The sequence below is a fragment of the Jiella pacifica genome, from assembly GCF_010500815.1.
GTDB classification, from domain to species: Bacteria; Pseudomonadota; Alphaproteobacteria; order Rhizobiales; family Rhizobiaceae; genus Jiella; species Jiella pacifica.
On sequence record NZ_JAAAMG010000027.1, the window covers coordinates 45240 to 62519 of the forward strand.

The 17280-nt window shown below is 66.3% G+C and carries 12 protein-coding genes and 3 pseudogenes; 3 read left to right on the top strand and 12 right to left on the bottom strand.

All coding sequences use genetic code 11. The features are described from left to right. Nucleotides 1–31: 31 nt before the first annotated feature. The 3 genes and pseudogenes from GTK09_RS23265 (at nucleotide 32) to GTK09_RS23275 (ending at nucleotide 2589) form a co-directional block, all read left to right on the top strand. Nucleotides 32–946, top strand: coding sequence for an SDR family NAD(P)-dependent oxidoreductase (locus tag GTK09_RS23265; protein WP_163465802.1), 915 nt, complete (start codon nucleotides 32–34; stop codon nucleotides 944–946). A gap of 3 nt (nucleotides 947–949) precedes the next feature. Further along, nucleotides 950–2122, top strand: a complete 1173-nt coding sequence (locus GTK09_RS23270; RefSeq protein ID WP_163465803.1) for an acetyl-CoA C-acyltransferase — start codon at nucleotides 950–952, stop codon at nucleotides 2120–2122. After that, a pseudogene (locus tag GTK09_RS23275) lies at nucleotides 2122–2589 on the top strand (MaoC family dehydratase). The gene GTK09_RS23270 and the pseudogene GTK09_RS23275 overlap by 1 nt, the downstream one beginning before the upstream one ends. A gap of 48 nt (nucleotides 2590–2637) precedes the next feature. On the opposite strand, the pseudogene GTK09_RS23280 reads toward GTK09_RS23275, so the two are convergent. The 12 genes and pseudogenes from GTK09_RS23280 to GTK09_RS23335 all read right to left on the bottom strand — a co-directional run. Next, a pseudogene (locus GTK09_RS23280) lies at nucleotides 2638–2856 on the bottom strand (GTP-binding protein); the annotation flags it as partial. Between the two features lie 93 nt (nucleotides 2857–2949). After that, nucleotides 2950–3642 carry a ZinT family metal-binding protein gene (locus GTK09_RS23285; RefSeq protein WP_376768045.1) on the bottom strand — a complete coding sequence of 231 codons (693 nt, stop codon included), beginning with the start codon at nucleotides 3640–3642 and terminating at the stop codon, nucleotides 2950–2952. Between the two features lie 474 nt (nucleotides 3643–4116). After that, nucleotides 4117–5198: pseudogene (locus GTK09_RS23290) on the bottom strand (IS3 family transposase). 208 nt (nucleotides 5199–5406) lie between these two features. Beyond that, complete coding sequence (locus GTK09_RS23295; RefSeq protein ID WP_163465805.1) at nucleotides 5407–6165, bottom strand: TIGR04290 family methyltransferase; 759 nt, start codon at nucleotides 6163–6165, stop codon at nucleotides 5407–5409. A gap of 218 nt (nucleotides 6166–6383) precedes the next feature. After that, entirely contained in the window at nucleotides 6384–7445 is a 1062-nt protein-coding gene (locus tag GTK09_RS23300) for a UDP-glucuronic acid decarboxylase family protein (protein ID WP_163465806.1), read from the bottom strand. 55 nt (nucleotides 7446–7500) lie between these two features. Further along, entirely contained in the window at nucleotides 7501–8604 is a 1104-nt protein-coding gene (locus GTK09_RS23305; protein ID WP_163465807.1) for a CgeB family protein, read from the bottom strand. Next, entirely contained in the window at nucleotides 8601–9695 is a 1095-nt protein-coding gene (locus GTK09_RS23310) for a CgeB family protein (protein WP_163465808.1), read from the bottom strand. The genes GTK09_RS23305 and GTK09_RS23310 overlap by 4 nt, the downstream gene beginning before the upstream one ends. Next, nucleotides 9692–10807: a CgeB family protein gene (locus GTK09_RS23315; protein WP_163465809.1), complete on the bottom strand. Its 1116-nt coding sequence runs from the start codon at nucleotides 10805–10807 to the stop codon at nucleotides 9692–9694. Before GTK09_RS23315 ends, GTK09_RS23310 begins: the two co-directional genes overlap by 4 nt. 2 nt (nucleotides 10808–10809) lie before the next feature. Continuing rightward, a complete protein-coding gene (locus tag GTK09_RS23320) occupies nucleotides 10810–11910 on the bottom strand; it encodes a glycosyltransferase family 4 protein (RefSeq protein WP_376768046.1) in 1101 nt (366 codons plus the stop codon). 124 nt (nucleotides 11911–12034) lie between these two features. Next, nucleotides 12035–14080 (bottom strand): NAD-dependent epimerase/dehydratase family protein, encoded by a 2046-nt coding sequence (locus GTK09_RS23325; protein ID WP_163465811.1) that lies wholly within the window; start codon nucleotides 14078–14080, stop codon nucleotides 12035–12037. Then, nucleotides 14077–15180: an NAD-dependent epimerase/dehydratase family protein gene (locus GTK09_RS23330; protein ID WP_163465812.1), complete on the bottom strand. Its 1104-nt coding sequence runs from the start codon at nucleotides 15178–15180 to the stop codon at nucleotides 14077–14079. The genes GTK09_RS23325 and GTK09_RS23330 overlap by 4 nt, the downstream gene beginning before the upstream one ends. 396 nt (nucleotides 15181–15576) lie before the next feature. Then, nucleotides 15577–16530, bottom strand: coding sequence for an MDR/zinc-dependent alcohol dehydrogenase-like family protein (locus GTK09_RS23335; protein WP_163465813.1), 954 nt, complete (start codon nucleotides 16528–16530; stop codon nucleotides 15577–15579). Nucleotides 16531–17280: the final 750 nt, after the last annotated feature.

The following is a 17280-nucleotide window of genomic DNA, read 5'->3' on the forward strand; positions in this document are numbered from 1 at the left end:
AATCCCAGACAATCCCAAAAGGAGTTTCGGTTTGACCATCGACTTGACGAACCGCGTCGCGATCGTGACGGGCGCCGGCGGCGGCCTCGGCCGGGAACACGCCCTGGCGCTGGCAAAGCGCGGCGCCAAGGTGGTCGTCAACGATCTCGGCGGCGCGGTCGACGGCACCGGCGGATCTCTGGCGGCGGCGGAACGCGTCGCGAAGGAAATCCGCGAGGCCGGTGGGGAAGCGATCGCCAACAGTGCCTCGGTGACGGATTTCGACGAAGTCGAGGCCATGGTCGCCGAGGCGACGGAGCGCTGGGGACGCGTCGACATCCTCGTCGCCAATGCCGGCATCCTGCGCGACAAGACCTTCGCCAAGATGGAGATCGCCGATTTCCGCGCCGTGCTCAACGTTCATGTCATGGGCGCGGTGCATTGCGCCAAGGCCGTGTGGGCCGGCATGCGGGAGAGATCCTACGGTCGCATCGTCTTCACCACGTCGTCGAGTGGCCTGTTCGGCAGCTTCGGGCAGGCGAACTACAGCGCGGCGAAGATGGCGCTGGTCGGGCTGATGAACACGCTGGCGCTCGAAGGCGCCAAATACGACATCCGGGTCAATTGCCTTGCGCCCACCGCCGGTACGCGGATGCTGGAGGGCCTCATCCCGGACGACTGGCTCGCGGCGCTCGATCCGGCGCTGGTCAGCCCGGCGGTGGTCGCTCTCGCAAGCGCCGATGCACCGACCAAGACGGTTCTCTGCGCCGGCGCGGGCGGTTTCGAGACTGCCAGGACGCTGCTGACCCGGGGCGACTATTTCGGGTCGCGCGAGGATCTGCCCGAGCAGGTGCTCGCATCGCTCGATCGGCTGTCGGACCTCGACGGCGTCATCGATCCGACGGACGGTACCGTCCAATACAAGCACGAGTTGGCCAAGGCCGGCTTCAAGCCCCGGGAGAACTGAACCATGCGTGATGCCGTGATCGTCTCGACCGCCCGCACGCCGATCGGCAAGGCCTATCGCGGCGCCTTCAATGCCACGCCGGCCCCGACACTGGCAGCGCACGCCATTCGCGCTGCTGTCGAGCGTGCGGGTCTCGATGGCGCAGAAATTGACGATTGTCTGATCGGCTCGGCGCTGCCGCAGGGCTTCCAGCACACGATCGGCCGCATGGCGGCCGTGCGTGCCGGGCTGCCGGAAACCGTGCCCGGCATGACGCTCGATCGCCAGTGCTCCTCCGGGCTGATGGCAATCGCGACGGCGGCCAAGCAGGTCATCGTCGACCGCATGGACGTGGTCCTCGCGGGCGGGGTGGAATCGATCTCGATGGTTCAGACGGATGCGTTACGCGTCGACATGGATCCCGAACTCGTCGCCATGCATGACGACATGTTCATGCCGATGATCGACACCGCCGAGGTGGTGGCGAAGCGATATGGCATCGGCCGTGACCGCCAGGATGCCTACGCCCTTTCCTCCCAGCGACGGACGGCGGAGGCGCAGGAAGCAGGCCGGTTCGACGACGAGATCGTCCCCGTCACCGCCACGATGACGGTGATCGACAAGGCTTCGGGAGAGACGTCGCAACGCGAGGTGACGCTGTCCCGCGACGAGGGCAACCGGCCGGAGACGACCGCCGAGGGACTTGCCGGGCTCAAGACCGTGCGCGAGGGGGGCGTCGTCACCGCCGGCAATGCCAGCCAGCTGTCCGACGGTGCGTCGGCCTGCATTGTCATGGAGGCCAGCCAGGCGGAGCGTCGCGGTCTCCAACCGCTCGGCCGCTACGTCGGCATCGCCGTCGCCGGGACGAAGCCGGACGAGATGGGGATCGGCCCGGTCTTCGCCGTCCCGAAACTTCTGGAACGCTTCGGTCTTGCGATCGGCGATATCGACCTGTGGGAGCTCAACGAGGCCTTCGCCGTGCAGGTTCTCTATTGCCGCGACCGGCTGGGCATCCCGGACGAGCGGCTGAACGTCGACGGTGGCGCGATCTCGATCGGTCACCCCTATGGGATGTCCGGTGCCCGGATGGTCGGCCATGCGCTCATCGAGGGCAAGCGCCGCGGCGCGAAACGGGTCGTCGTCACCATGTGTGTCGGCGGCGGAATGGGGGCGGCGGGACTGTTCGAGGTTCTTTGATGCCGGACAAACGATATTCGCTCGAAGATCTCGGTTCGCTGATCGGCCGGGAACTCGGCGTCTCCGCATGGCACGCCGTCGACCAGGAGCGAGTCTCCGACTTCGCTAGGCTGACGGAGGACTTCCAGTTCATCCACACCGATCCCGAGCGAGCGGCCGCAACGCCCTTCGGCGGCACGATCGCTCACGGATTCCTGCCCCTCTCGCTGCTTTCGGTCTTCTTCTATGAGGCGGTCGGCGAAATTTCTGGGGCGTCGATGTCCATCAACTACGGCTTTGACTCGCTCCGCTTCATTACGCCGGTGCGCACCGGCAAACGTGTCCGCGGGCGCTTCGTCCTGCAGGATCGCGTGAAGAAGAATGACAGGTGATGGAAATTGTTAATTGACGCCGTTGTCGAGATCGAAGGGGTCGAGAAGCCTGCGCTCGTGGCTCGATGGCTGATCATGCTGTTCGAGGAATTATGAGCGCTCTCCCATAGCCAACGAAATCGCGCAGAGATCGATGTGTAGTTCGTTCGTCATCTCGACTAGCTGCTCCTCGGTCTGCGACAGGTTGGCGCCGCCGTCGCGAACGAGCGCGGCGTCGATGTTGACCCCGCTCATGTCGTTGACGATGACCGCGACGCGCCGCCCTTCGCGGTTGTTGAGAACGTGGTTGAGGAGCGTCGTCTTGCCGGCCCCAAGGACACCGGAGAGCACGGTGACTGGGAGGCGGCGGACGGAACGGGGCATCTCGCTGATGGCGATCCTCGTTCGCTGGAAAGATGAGGGACGGCATGCCCGGCCCAGATTGGCCGGGCGATGGTGTTTGCAGTGTGAGAGCGCTCAGTGCGCCTTCATCTCGTCGACGATCTGGTCGGCAGCGAGGGCGGAGGGATAGTAGGTCGGCCAGTTCGTGACCTCCTCCAGCAGAGCTGCGCGATCGTCGCCCCGGTAGAGATGGTAGTGATCGGCCTTCTGCGGCGCGATCCTGTGGTCGCTGAACTGGATGAACTGCGGAGCCTCGGCGTCGCCATCGGTCTTCTCGAAGATGAAGCGGACGCCGCGATTGCCCTTCTTGTAGGTCAGCACCTCGTAGCCATCGTAGGTGTAGCGGGCCGAGAGCGGCTTGCCGCTCTTGTAGAAGGTGACCGCGTCGCCCTCGATGGTGATCCGTTCAACGTCGGTGCGGTTGCCGGTCTCGTACTCGGCCCGGTATTCCGCGGCGCTCATCGTGCCGGCCTCGGCCTTATGGTCCCACACCGGATCCAGCGTGCCGTCCTGAAGGTAGAGATAGACCGACTGCCAGTCGCCGGCATAGTCCGACAGGGGACGGTCGGCGATCTGGCTATCCTCGAAATAGCCCTTGTAGATCTGCGGATCGCCATCGCTGTGGGTGTGGTCGGCGCTCGCATGGCCATGGGCATGGCTCTCCGCCGCCTCGTCATGGACGACGCCGCTGCCGCCGACGACCGCGATGTTGTAGGGCTTGCCCGCAATGGCGATCGTGCCGGCTTCCTCCAGCGTATCCTTGGCGATCCGGCGCACCAGGCCGGCCTTCGGATCGCTCATCAAGATCTCGTCGCCGGCCATGGCAAGGCGCGGACGGGGATCGTTCCAGTGCCCGTCCATGGAATAAGGTTCAGTGACCTTGGCGCTGTCGGTCACCTCGGCCTTCAGGACGTCGAGCTTGTGGAGCGTTCCATCCTCGGTCAGGACGTAGCCGAAGCGGGCATTGGCCGGGTCGAGGGCAAAGTCGATGCGCCGGAAGGGCAGTTCGACGTAGCGGAAATGCGGCGCGTCGACGGGATCGACGACGACCAGTCCCCTGGCGCCATAGTTGCCGAGGAACACCTGCATGCTCTTCGAGCCGATCAGGGTTCCGGTGCTCTCGCCTGCCGGCAGTTCCGCAGGATAGTTCAGCATCGCGAAGGTCGGCCCGCCGCTGCCTGCCTTGACTGACGTGCCCCCCGCCTTTGGACCGCCCGGCTGGAGAATTTCCGGGGGTTTTGCTCAAGCCGGCGCACCGTCTCCTGAGCAGTTCATCAACTCGATCGGGGTCTTATGGCCGATCGCGCTGTGCGGGCGGATCTCGTTATAGTCTCTACGCCAAGCCTCCATCTTGGCGCGGGCGTCGTCAAGGCTCATGAACCAGTGGGTGTTCAGGCATTCTGGCCGGAATTTGCCGTTGAATGACTCGATGAACGCGTTGTCCGTCGGCTTGCCGGGGCGGGAAAAGTCAAGAATGACGTCCTTCTGGTAGGCCCATAGATCGAGGTCGCGGGAGATGAACTCTGAGCCCTGGTCGACCCGGATCGACTTGGGATAGCCGACCTTCGAGCAGATCCGTTCCAGTGCCTGCACGACGTCTTCTCCGCGATAGCTGAAACGGGGATCGGTTGCCGGCGAGAAGCGCGAGAAGGTGTCGACGATCGTTAGAATGCGCAGCTTGCGGCCCGTTGCGAGCCATCGCCCAGGTCTGGTTGGAATGAGTCGCCACCGTGCGGTCGTCCCGCAAACTGGCCTTCACCCGCCGCTTCGGGACCTTGTTCCTCAGCTGAAGGCCCATCTCCTTGTAAAGTCGGTAGATTCGCTTCGGGTTCACGGCCCAGCCCTCCCGCCGCAGCAAGACGTGGACACGGCGATAGCCGTATCCCACCCGCGTTTCGGCGATCTCCTTGATGCGCTGTTTGAGAGCGGCCTGGTCGCCGCGCCGGGATTGGTAGGTGTAGAGGGACCGATCGACCTGTAGGACGAGCAGGTCTGCCTGACCGAGACCTTCCAGGCCGCTCTGACCTCGTCCACCAACCGACGCCTGCGAGCAGGCCTCAGGGCTTTTTTGACAGCACGTTCTGCAGCATGGCCTTATCGAGAGACAAGTCCGCGACGAGCCGCTTCAGCTTGCCGTTCTCCTCCTCGAGCTGGCGCAGCTTCTTCACCTCGGACGGCATCATGCCCCCATAGCGCTTGCGCCAATTGTAAAAGGTCGCGTCCGAAATCCCGGCTTTGCGGCAGACCTCGGCCACGGCCGTCCCCTCATCGGCCTGCTTCAACACAAAGGCGATCTGCGCCTCGGTGAACTTCGACTTCTTCATGGAATTCTCCTCGTCCCGATCCCGGGATCATAAGTGGAAAATTCCAGCCCAAAACGGTCCGAATTCCTGGAGGCACGTCACGCGTCCCGATCGCTATGGTGCGATCGGCACAAGACCCAAAGCGAGCTTGTCGATTGCAGATAGCCTCGGGCGGCTTCTGCCTTGATGAAATTGAGCCAGAAACCGGGCGCTCGACTTGCGGCTTCTCTCAAAGAAAGGCGGGCTGCGGGGAGTGGAGCGACCACGCAACCTCGCCGCCCCTGTGGCAAAGATAGACTTCGTCATCCGTCGCATCGACGATCTCGAACCCCGCGCTGCGGAGCATCGCCTCCATGCCCGCCCGGTTCGGGATCCACCAGTTGGTCGGGTCGCCGGCATAGTTATTCTCGACGAACACCATGCGCGGATAGCCCTCCTGCTCGAACACCGCCTCCTGCTCGAACGGATAGTCCGGCGCGAGGTCGGCGACACGGTTGCTTCCCCTCAGCATCGACTGGAACAGGAGATCCCCGCCGACGACGGTCTCGTGGAGAAGGTCGAGCGCCAAGAGCGGATGGCGCAAGTGGTAGAGCACCCCCATGAAGATGACGAAGTCGAATTTCTCCTTCAGGGCCCCGACCTCGTAGACCGAGAGCTGACGAAACTCGATGTCGTGTCCGGCGATTTCCGCGGCGAGCCGGGCTTGGGCGAGATAGCGCGGGTCGGAATCGATCCCGACGACCCGTTCCGCCCTACGCCGCTTCATCTCCAGTGAATAGAAGCCGGCATTGCAGCCGATGTCGAGCACCGTTCGCCCGCTCATATCCTCGGGCACGAGATGGCGGAAGTGCTGCCATTTGAAGTTCGGATAGTCGCCGAGGAAATGCTCCGGCGCGGTTCTGATCCCGCCGAGATCGAGATTGTGAAACCAGGGGCCGAGCGCCCGGATACGGCTTTCAAGGCCGGTCGTCGCGGCTGCCTCGTTCATGCTGTTCGTCCTTTCCGCGACAGCCCGCTCCAATCGTGCCAGCGGGCCGCGCTTTATTCGGGTGTTTCAGGGCGGTGAGCGGGAAGCAGCCCCCGTCGCCGCTGGGCGCGAACCCTCTAGAGCGGGATGTGATGAGCTCCGCTCGTCATCTTGCTCTCCCATTCCGTTTCCGCATGAGCTCTTTCCGAAAGCCGGTTCCCGCTTTTCGCGATCATACCCTAGTGCCGCTGGACGGCGACCGGTTCGGGCTGGAGCCGTGCCGCCTCGTGGGCGCGACGGGCTCCGTCGATGGTGGCGCGGGCGCCCTTGCGGAGTTCGCGCGCGAACCACTCGATCGTCGGTCCGAGCCCCTCGACCAGCGCGATCTCCGGCTTCCAGCCGAACAGTTGGTGGGCCCGGCCGATATCCGGACGCCGCCGCTGGGGATCGTCGACCGGCAGGGGATGCAGGCTGATCTTTGAAGGCGAGCCGGTGATCTTCAGGACGAGGTGGGCAAGCTCGTTGATGGTGAACTCGCCGGGATTGCCGAAATTGACCGGCGCGCCTGGATTGTCCTTCGCCGCCATCATCTGCAGGAGGCCGCGGATCAGGTCGGACGCATAGCAGAAGGAGCGCGTCTGCTCGCCCGTGCCGTAGATCGTCAGTGGCTCGCCGGCAAGCGCCTGGCAGACGAGGTTGGAGATGATCCGCCCGTCGTCGGGCCGCATGCGCGGGCCGTAGGTGTTGAAGATCCGCACGACGCGGACATCCGCTCTGCCCATCCGCAGATAGTCGAAACACAGAGTCTCGGCCGCGCGCTTGCCCTCGTCGTAGCAGGCTCGAGGCCCCGTCGGATTGACATGTCCCCAATAGGCCTCCGTCTGCGGATGCTGTTCGGGATCGCCATAGACCTCGCTGGTCGACGCCTGCAGGAAGCGGGCCTCGCATCTTTCGGCGAGGCCGAGGAGGTTGTTGGTGCCGACGACGCAGGTCATCATCGTGTGGATCGGATCGGCCTGATAATGGGGCGGCGAGGCGGCGCAGGCGAGATTGTAGATCTCCTGGACTCTCAGATGGTCGGGCAGCGGATCGCAGACGTCCTGCTTCAGGAGTGTGAAGCGATTGCTCCCGGTCAGCGCCTCGACATTCTTCAGCGAACCCGTTTCCAGATTGTCGAGGCAGGTGACGTGGTGTCCCTGTGCGACCAACTCTTCGCAGAGATGCGAGCCGAGGAAACCCGCTCCTCCCGCAACGAGGATCCGCTTTATGGCAGCACCGGCGGTGAAGTCTTGACGCTTCATCCCGTCACCTCCTTCTTGTGATACGCAAAACCGTGCAACACCGGAAAGGGCCTCCCTAGGACAGGCCGGCCGAGGCGAGTTGCCTCGGCGAATGGACGGCGAGCGCGGTGACCAGCTCCCCGGCCCTTGCGAGCCCCGTATGGCCGGCAAGTACGATCTCCTGCGCCGTTGCCGCGAGCCGCTGGCGATCGGCTGCTCCTGCTGCACTCAGCGCTTCGACCACCGCCTCGGTTCCACGGGCGATGAGGATCGCCTCGCCCTCGGGCAGAAGTTCCCCGAGGCCGTCCCAGGCATCGCTGATGATCGGCACGCCGACGGCGGCGGCTTCGAACAGCCGGACGCTCGGCGACCAGCCGGCGGCGATCATGTCGGCCCGCGTGACGTTGAGGGTGAAGCGCTGGCGGCTGTAGAAGTCGGCATGCTCGGCCGGCGGCAGATGGTCGATCCGCTCGACATTCTCCGGCCAGTCGATCGTGCCCGGATATTGCGGCCCGGCGACGACGAAGCGTTTCTCCGGCAGGCGCCGCGCCGGCTCGATCAACAGCCGCTCCAGCGTCGGCTGGCGGTCGGGGCTGTAGGTGCCGAGATAGCCGAGATCCCAGACCGGCTCCGCGCCGGAGTGCCGGTACTTTTCCGCCTCGACCGAACAGTAGAGCGCCCTGGCGTTCCGCGCCTCGAACTCCGTCTCGAGGCGGGCAAGGGTCGGGCCGCCGGTGAAGGAAAAATATGTCGAGAACTTGGGGATCTGCCTGGCAGCGAGATATTCCTCGTCGCCGCGTTTCAGTCGGGCAAGGGTCACCGGGGTGTCGATGTCGTAGAAGCCGACGCGGCCGGGCGCGATCGCCAGCAGCTGGTCGATGACCTCAACACCCTCCGGCACGTAGGAGCCGACGATCACCGCATCCGCCGCGGCGATCTGGCGGCGATAGGTGGTCGCCAGTTCCTCGACCGAATCATAGAGGCGCAGTTCGCAGAAATCCGGTTCCGGCAAGTCGCGGTTCGCGGCATACCAGGGCTTGTCGCGCTCCAGGAACAGGACGCGGTGGCCGAGCGCGTTCAACCCCTTGAGAAGCGAGCGGAAGGTCGTCGCGTGGCCGTTCCCCCAGGAGGAGGAGAGCGACAGGCCGACGAAGACGATGTCGAGCGGAGCCTGCCTCATGCCGCCGCTCCCGCGCGCTTCTTCGCCAGGGTGTTCGCAAGCAGCGCGTCGACGAGGACCGCGCGCTGCTCGTAGGTGTGTTCGGCGAGCACCCGAGCGAGGCCCGCCGCACCGATCGCTGCGGCGCGCTCCTCGGAGAGCTCTGCCATGATGTCGAGGACGTCGGTGCCGTCGCGGGCGACAACCACTTCCTCGCCAGGCTTCAGGAACTGGTCGATGCCCGGCCACTCGTCGGTGATCAGGCAGGCGCCCGCGCCCGCCGCCTCGAAGACGCGGGTCGGCGGCGAGAAGCCGATCTCGGCCATGCTGGCGCGGTTGATGTTGAGCACCGCCTTGGGCGTGACGTTGAAGGCGTTGTGGTCGCGCGTGCCGACATGGCCGATCGCCCGAACGTTCGAGGGCAGCGGCCGGTCGCCCCAGCCGGAGCCGCCGAGGAGGAAGGACGCCTCCGGCAGCCGCGCCGCCGGCTCCAGGAAGAACTGCTCGACCCGCGCCTCGCGGTCCGGCAGGCGGTTGCCGAGAAAGCCGAGGCTAGCGGCGAAGCGCTCGTCGCGCGGCACCGGATGATGGGTCTCAGGATCGAGCGCGTTGTAGATCGGTACGCAGGCTCTTGCGCCAAGGGCGCGATAGGCCTCGACCACTGGGTCGCCACCGCCATAGGTGAGGACGAGGTCGAGCTTGTCGAGCTGGCGGTGGCTCGGATGGTCAGGCTTCTCGCGCAATTCGGCGAGTGTCGCCGGCGCGTCGACATCCCAGAAGATCCGGACGGCGTCGGCGCGCGCCGCGCCGAGCACGGCGTCCAGCAGCGCGTCGTCCTCGTAGCCGACGCCGGATGCCTTGACTACGACGTCGGCACCGGCTGCTTCGGCCGCCGCCTCGCGGAGCGCCTCCGGCGTCGCCTTCCAGACCACGACCTTGGCCCACTCCGGCGGCTCGATGTCGCGGTTCTCCTGTCGCCCGTAGGCGTCGGGCTCATAGAATGTGATGTCGTGGCCGCGCGCGGCGAGCGCCCGCAGAAGGCCGCGATAATAGGTGGCGGCACCGTTCCAGTAGGAGGACAGGAGGCTGGAGCCGTAGAAGGCGATCTTCATTGGGCGGCTTCCTTCACGGTGTTGCCGGGCACGCCGAGGCGCTCGATGGTCTGGAGAAGCTCGTCGACGCGGTGGCGGCAGGTGTGGCGGGCGCGGATCGTATCGAGGCCGGCGGCCGCGAGGGACGCTGCGAGATCGGGGTCGTTGAGCACGCGGCGGAGCTGCGCCCGCATCGCGTCGCCGTCTTCGGCGACCAGATAGTCGGTGCCGGCGCGGAACAGGCCCTCCTCGTCGCGCCACGGCGCCGAAACCAACGGGATGCCGCAGGCCATCGCCTCGAACGGCCGGATCGTCGGAATCCCCGGCAGCGCCTCGACGTAAGGGCGGCGCGGCACATGCACGGTCACCTTGTGCCGCGCGAAGGCGGCCGGCACGTCCGCATTGGCGATCCAGCCGTGATAGGCGAGGCCGGCATCGGCCAGCGCCGCCAGCGCCGGCTCGGGATAGCGCACGCCATGGACGCTGCCGGAGAGCTGCAGATCCTTCACAGGCTCGATCAGGAAGCGGCGGAGTTCCTCGGTGCGCTCGCCATCGCCCCAATTGCCGATCCAGACCAGATCGGCGGTCTTTTCCGCCTCGATCGGGTGGAACAGCCGGTCGTCGGCGGCCTCGTGCCAGGTGACGACCTGCCGGCCCCAGCCGCGATCCTGATAGCGCCGGCGCAGCGTCTCGCCGAAGGCGAGGACGCCGTCATAGTCCGCCAGCGCCATTTCGGCGATCGCCTCTTCGTCGGAGACCGCGCGGTGATGGGTATCGTGGAAGAGCAGCAGGAACCGGCCGCCGTTGCGGCGGACGTCGCCGATCCGCTTGACCAGGGCCGGATCGGTCCATTCGTGCACCACGACGACGTCGGCCCCGTCGAGCGCCGCCTCGTGGCCGAAGTCTTCGCCATAGGAGCGGCTCGCGAGTTCGGGAAAATCGAGATCGAAGCGATCGACCGCCGCCGGCCCCTGGCTGTCGAGGAGGTTGGCCCGGCTCCAGCCGTCCTCCGGCTCCAGCGCCAGGGCCTCGTGCCCCCGCGCGACGAGGTCACGCATGACGCCGCGCAGGAAATGCGCATTGCCGTGGTTCCAGTCGGAGACGAGGGAGTGGGTGTAGAAGATGAAGCGCATGGTCACTCGGCGGCCTGTGCCGCACCGAGAGAGAGGCCTGAGCGATCGACCGCGGCTGTGCGATAGGCGGCGAACAACACGTCCAGCTGGCGAGCCGGGGTGAAGCGCTGCGCTCGCTCCTCGGCCAGCGCACCGAGCAGCGAGCGGGCTGCGGTGTCGTTGGCGAGGGCCTCGACCTCGCGGGCAAAGGCCGCGGGATCGCGCGGATCGGCAAAGCGGGCCGCCCCGCCCCACAGCTCGCGATAAGTGGCGTTGTCGGCAAGAACCAGCGCCGCGCCGGCGGTCGCGGCCTCGAGGACGGCAAGACCGAAAGGCTCGTAGAGCGAGGGGGAGACGAAGATGCCGGCCGCTGCCATCAGCGCCTTCGTCTCGGCGAAGGGCCGTTCGCCAAGCGCCGCGGCGTGGGCGAAGGCGAAACTCTGGCCGTTGTCGCCGCGGCAAGCGCCAGCCGCCTTCACCGGCCAGGAAATTTCCACTGCCACCGCGTCGAGCAGCGCCGCGTTCTTGCTCTCGTCCCACCAGCGCGCGGCGGCGAACACGAAGGGCTGCTTCGGCGAGCGCCGCTTCTGAGCCGGCGGCGTGATCGCATTCGGCACCGTCCGCACCGGCCTGGTGCTCGCATAGGCCGCGCCGAGCGCCGCCGCATGGGCCCTCGACGGCGCAATCACGGCGTCGGCGCGGGCAAAGCCGGCCTCGTTCAGATCGCGCTGCCAAGTCCATTCGGATGGCAGCGGCTCACCCCGCATCGCCGCCCACCATGTCACGACGCAGGAATGCGAGACGACGACCACCGGCCTGGCCGTCTCCATTCCGGCCGCCTGGGACGGCAGGTTGAGATGCAGGAGGTCGGCGCCGGTCTCGTCCGCGAGGGCGACGAGGCGCGAAGGTACACCGTCCAGCGCCTCCGGCCCGTCGGCCATCCAGTCGAGCGGCAGGTCAAGCGCCACGAGCCGCGTCGCCTTCAGCGCCTCCACCTCCCGGCGCTTGTCCTCCGAGGGAGCAGGCCCGAGACAGGCGAGCACCACCTCGATGCCGGCCTCGTTCAGGGACCCGGCGAGGTCGACGGAGTAGCGCCACACGCCGCCGACGGCATCTGTGGTCATCATAACGCGGTTCGGGATCATCGGAGCACCTCCAGTACGCGAGGAACCAGGTCAGGCGGGCAAGGAGTGGCAGCTCGCAGGCAACGCGGGACGGGCCCGAACGGCGCCCGGGAGCTGCCGCCGTTCATGCCCGCAGCCTTTCGAGCAGCGGCTGCGCCGTTCCCTCGAATGCACCGGCTGCCGGCCCGTTCCAGGTGGAGAGCCAGCCATTCAAATCGCGCACGCCGTCGCGCCAGCCGGTCTTCGCCCGCCAGCCGGTGGCCTCGGACAGCTTGCGGGTATCGGCGACGAAGTAGCCCTGGTCGCCCTGGCGCGTCTCGGCATGGCGGATCGCCACCTCGTGGCCGAGCATCTCGCCGATCTCGCGCAGGAGGACACGCAGGCTGACGGCATTGGCCAGCCCGCCGCCGAGATTGAAGGCCTGGCCTTTGACCGCGTCGATGTTCGACAGCAGCGTCCGATAGGCGGCGACGGCGTCGGCGACATGCAGGATGTCGCGCACCTGCTTGCCGTCGCCATAGATGACGATCTCCTCGCCATTGAGCGCCCGGATCAGGAAATGCGCGACCCAGCCCTGGTCCTCCGTGCCGAACTGGCGCGGGCCGTAGATGCAGCTCATCCTGAGGACCGCCGTCGGCAGGCCGTAGGACTTGCCGTAGTCGAGGACATACTGGTCGGCGACGCCCTTGGAGCAGCCATAGGGGGTGCAGAAATCGAGGTTCCGGGTTTCGCCGACGCCGTGGGCGGCGATCTCGTTGTCGCTCGGCACGTAGCGGTCGCCGCTGTCGACCAGCGCAAGGTCGGCGAGATTGCCGTAGACCTTATTGGTCGAGGCGAAGATCACCGGCGTCTTACGGCCGGAGCGGCGCACCGCCTCCAGGACGTTCAGCGTACCACGGGCGTTGACCTCGAAATCCTCCACCGGCGCGTCGAGGCTGGTGGTGACGGCCACCTGCGCGGCCAGATGGAACACTGCCTCGGCGTCCCGCACCACGTCATGCAGCGCCATGGCATCGCGAAGATCGACGGGGATCCAGCCGGCCCGCTCGCCATGACGCTCCTTCAGCCAGTCGAGGTTGGTCTCGACGCCGGGGCGGGACAGATTGTCGAGGAGGAGGACGTCGCGGCCTTCCGCCAGAAAGCTCTCAGCGAGATTGCAGCCGATGAAGCCCGCCCCGCCGGTGATGACGATAGGCTTTGCCTCGCGGGCGACATGCGGTGCCGCCAGGGCCAAGGTCGAGGCGACGGCCTCTGGCCCGCCCTTGGCCAGGAGGCGGGCGAGCAGCTTGTCGCGGCCGTCCTGGTCGACGACCCCCATATGATAGTGCCGGTCATCAAAGCGCAGCCCTTCCTGCACCGCGACCGTATCGGCGATGTCCTGCCAGCCATACCAGTAGAGCCGGTCGGCAGAGGCGTTCAAGGCATCAAGGAAACTCTGCGCCTGCGCCGCTTCGTCGTGGCGCCAGGTGGAATAGCCGGCCTCGGTGATCCAGATCTCGGCGTTCGGGTTATAGTCGGCGAGGATCTCGCGCATCTGCCGGGTGAGGTTCTCCCAGCCGCCCCAGGTGCCGACCTCGCTGTCCCAGGTGCCCGGAAAGCCGTGCAACCCGACCGCCGACATCACGCCAAGGACGCCGCGCTCGCCCATCAGCCGCAGCCAGTGGGCATCGAAGGGCGACGGGCCACCAAGCACCGTCCTGAAGCCGCGCTCGCGGGCCCAGTAGCCGGCGGCGCCGACCATCTCGCAGAACAGCTGCCAGTCGGCATCCTCCCGCCAGTCCCAGTCGAGGAGGTTGTTCGGCTCGTTCCACAGCTCGACGGCTTCGAAATGCTCGCCGTAGCGGGTCAGGACATGGTCGACGAAATCGGCATAGTCCTGCAGCCGGTGCGGCGCGCCGGCCGAGGTGCCGGTGCGCGAGATCGACGGCGGGGTGTAGTGGATGCAGGGCAGGAGTTCGAAGCGCTTGCCGATCTCGGGCAGCAGCCAGTCGTACCACTCCCGCCCCCCTTCCCCGTGATACTCGGCCCAGGACAGGTGGGTGCGCACGTGGCGCGTGCCGACCCGCTCCATGCCGTCCAGCGCCGCCCTCGTGCGCTTGTATTCTCCCGGCCGGAACCACTCCGCGAAACCGAAAGCCTGTGTCTTCGTGTCCGTTGCCGGCTTCGTCATGCGACGAGGCCCCGGGCTTCCAGATGCCGGCGCATTTCCTCGTTGCGATCGGTCACGGCCTGGGAGGCCACCCACTCGGCGAGTTCTCCAAGCGAATCCTCGAGGCTCCGCTGCGGCTCGAAGCCGAGAAGCCGGCGCGCCTTGGAGATGTCGGAGAAGCAGTTGCGGATGTCGCCGGTGCGGGACTTTCCGGTGATCTCGGGCCGGATGTCGCTGCCCATCGCCTCGGCGACCTTCTCGGCCACTTCGGTGACGGAATAGGATCGTCCGCTGCCGACATTGATGGTCTGCCCGACGGCCTCCGGCTTCTCCAGCGCCAGACGGAAGGCCCGCGCGACGTCGTTCACATGGACGAAGTCGCGACGCTGCCGGCCGTCCTCGAAGATCGTCGGCGCCTGACCGCTGGCGATGCGCGAGGAGAAGTTGGCGAGAACGCCTGTATAGGGGTTGGACAGCGCCTGCCCCGGCCCGAACACGTTGAACAGGCGCAGCGCCACGGCATCGGTCCTGTAGGCGTTGCCGAAGATCAGCACCGCCTGTTCCTGGGCGTATTTCGTCAGCGCGTAGATCGAGGCGAGATCCGTCGGCTTGGTCTCGTCGGTCGCGACCGGCTCCAGCGTCTCGCCGTCGTCCGACAGGATCTCGAAGCGCCCCGCCTTGATCGCCTCGGGGCGGCGCCGGGCATCGTCGACGATGCGGCCGTCCGGCGTCCGGTAGCGGCCCTCGCCATAGACGCTCATCGAGGATGCGACGACGATCCGCTCCACCGGCTGGTCGATGAGTTCCTGCAGGAGCACCGCCGTGCCGACGTCGTTGGCGCTGACATAGCGCTCGATCTCGTACATGCTCTGGCCGACGCCGACCTCGGCCGCGAGATGGACGACGCCGTCCACACCTGCGAGCGCCGCTCGTACCGCATCGCCATCGCGCACGTCGCCTCGGTGGATTTCGGCATCCCCCACGTCGATGTCCGAGCCGCCGCCATGCACCTGGTCGATCAACGCATCCAGAACCCGGACCTGATGGCCATGATCGAGAAGCTCGCGGCAGACCTGGCGTCCGATGAAGCCGGCGCCTCCGGTCACGAAATAGCGGGACAAACAGACCTCCTAGTCGTCATGCTGGGCAATGAGAAATCGCGGAATGGATGGAACCGACCGCAGCGCTCGAGCGGCCGACCGCCCCGATGCCGTACCGCCGCCCCGCTGCGGCAGAGGCCTCCTCGCCCATGGCGGGGCCCTTGCTGCCGTGGTCGATGGAGCAGTCGCAAGGCACGTCGATGAAATCCCGCTCGCACGATCTGGCTGCAGACGAAGCCTGCAGACGAAAGATGAGGATGGCCAACGCCGCCGCGGATCGGGCGCTCGTTAGTAACGATGCTTCTTCATCTGGGCGCGTTACGTTTGCGGGACAGAGGCGCGGCGCAACGATTTCTTTAGCGGACTACGAACAGCAGCAGCTGCTGTATGCGGTCCAGCGGCTTGCGCCCGGCGACATCAGAACGTCACCAGCGCCTTCATGAAGCCGTCCGGCCGGTCCCGGGTCATGTTCAGTGCGTCGCCCAACTGCTCCAGCGCGAAGCGGTGGGTGTAAAGCGGGGCGGGATCGAGCCGGCCGTCCGCCACCGCCGCGACGGCGTCTCGGATGCCTTGGATGTAGATCGCCGGGTCGCGCTCATGGGCGTTGATCACGTCGAGGCCCCGCCAGTTCCACAGCTGCATGTTGACCTGCCGCGCCCCGTCCTGATGGTAGCCGGCAACGATCAGCGTGCCGCGTTCGCGGGTGAGCTCGGCGGCGAGGTCGAGCGGCCACTGCCTGCCGACGGCCTCGATGACGCGGTCGCAGAAGCTGCCGCCGGTCAGCGCCCGCACCTGTTCGATGATCTGCCAGTGGTCCTCCATGGCGATCGTCTCCGCCGCGCCCATGTCCTTCGCGACCTCCAGCGAAAAGGGCCTGCGGGAAATGGCGATGACGCGGGCGCCGGCCTGTGTGGCGAGGCGCGCCAGGATCGCGCCGAGAAAGCCGATGCCGATGATCGCGACGGTCTCGCCGGCCCGGATCCCGGAGCGGCGGAAGATGTTCATGGCGCAGCCGATCGGCTCGCCCGGAAACGGCGTATCGGCCAGCGCATCGGGCAGCTTCACGACGTTTTCGGCGGGGCCGACATCGTATTCGCCGTAGCTTTTGTAGAACAACGCGGCGACGCGGTCGCCCACCTCGACGCCGTCCACACCTTCGCCGAGCGCGTCGACCACGCCCCAGCCCTCATGGCCGAGGCCGCCCGCCTCGGTCGGAAACTCCATCCATTCCGGCCCTGCCCAGGGGGTGAGGTTCGACGCGCAGACGCCGCATCCTTCGAGCCTGACGCGGACCTCGCCCGGCCCAGCAATGGGCCGGGCGACCACCTCGACGTTGAGTTCGCCGGGTCCCGTCACCACCGCTGCTCGCATCGTCCGATTCTCTGTTCCCGCAGTCACGGTCAGTTACCCTCTGCACGTGTTCCATTCATTCTGCGGCGAACGCCCCGCCGCTTCTCCCAGGAGGCGTGTCCATCGCCAGCAAGCATCTGGCGTATAGGCATCGGATGAACAGGCAATATCGCCTGTGATCGGGAGGGTTTTCGTAATGTGTCAAACGTGTGTGGACGCCCCGTTTGATGCAAGCAGATTTTTCGAGTTCGGACATGTGGTCAGGTGCTATCGTGTGTTCGGCTGTGAATCGGCGCCGGGGTCCGACGCCGATCGGCGTGGGGTCACACTGGTAAGCGTTTGAAATAGCAGCGGAGCGTACCATGAAGCAGGGTCATAGCGCCGCGCCGAACCACACGCTGATCGTGAGCGCCGATTTCATTCCATTGTGAGCGCTGATTTCAGGCGATCGTGAGCACGCAATTGGCGCGATCATGAGCGGGGTTCAGCGAGGCTGAGGCAAAAAGCGTCGGCTTGGCAGCACGGCAGCATCAGGCACTACTGGTGATCGAGGGGTATGGCAGGGGTCAACCCATTACGGTGGGCAGTCTGGCTGATCGCCTGCGGATTCGCCACCATAGCGCCGGTGAACTGGACAATCGTCTGTCTCCCGTGAAGAATTTCGAAGCCACTGAAATGGCTGACTGATCGGCATGTGCAAAGATTTGACTTTCGCCGGTTTCAGCCGTGTGTGGCCGCAGAAACTTGCAAATTGCGTTGCTGCGGCGGGCG

Coding starts and splice junctions, on each gene's coding strand:
- GTK09_RS23270 (WP_163465803.1), top strand. CDS start 950: ATGCGTGATGCCGTGATCGTCTCGACCGCCCGCACGCCGATCGGCAAG.
- GTK09_RS23295 (WP_163465805.1), bottom strand. CDS start 6,165: ATGAACGAGGCAGCCGCGACGACCGGCCTTGAAAGCCGTATCCGGGCG.
- GTK09_RS23300 (WP_163465806.1), bottom strand. CDS start 7,445: ATGAAGCGTCAAGACTTCACCGCCGGTGCTGCCATAAAGCGGATCCTC.
- GTK09_RS23305 (WP_163465807.1), bottom strand. CDS start 8,604: ATGAGGCAGGCTCCGCTCGACATCGTCTTCGTCGGCCTGTCGCTCTCC.
- GTK09_RS23310 (WP_163465808.1), bottom strand. CDS start 9,695: ATGAAGATCGCCTTCTACGGCTCCAGCCTCCTGTCCTCCTACTGGAAC.
- GTK09_RS23315 (WP_163465809.1), bottom strand. CDS start 10,807: ATGCGCTTCATCTTCTACACCCACTCCCTCGTCTCCGACTGGAACCAC.
- GTK09_RS23320 (WP_376768046.1), bottom strand. CDS start 11,910: ATGACCACAGATGCCGTCGGCGGCGTGTGGCGCTACTCCGTCGACCTC.
- GTK09_RS23325 (WP_163465811.1), bottom strand. CDS start 14,080: ATGACGAAGCCGGCAACGGACACGAAGACACAGGCTTTCGGTTTCGCG.
- GTK09_RS23335 (WP_163465813.1), bottom strand. CDS start 16,530: ATGCGAGCAGCGGTGGTGACGGGACCCGGCGAACTCAACGTCGAGGTG.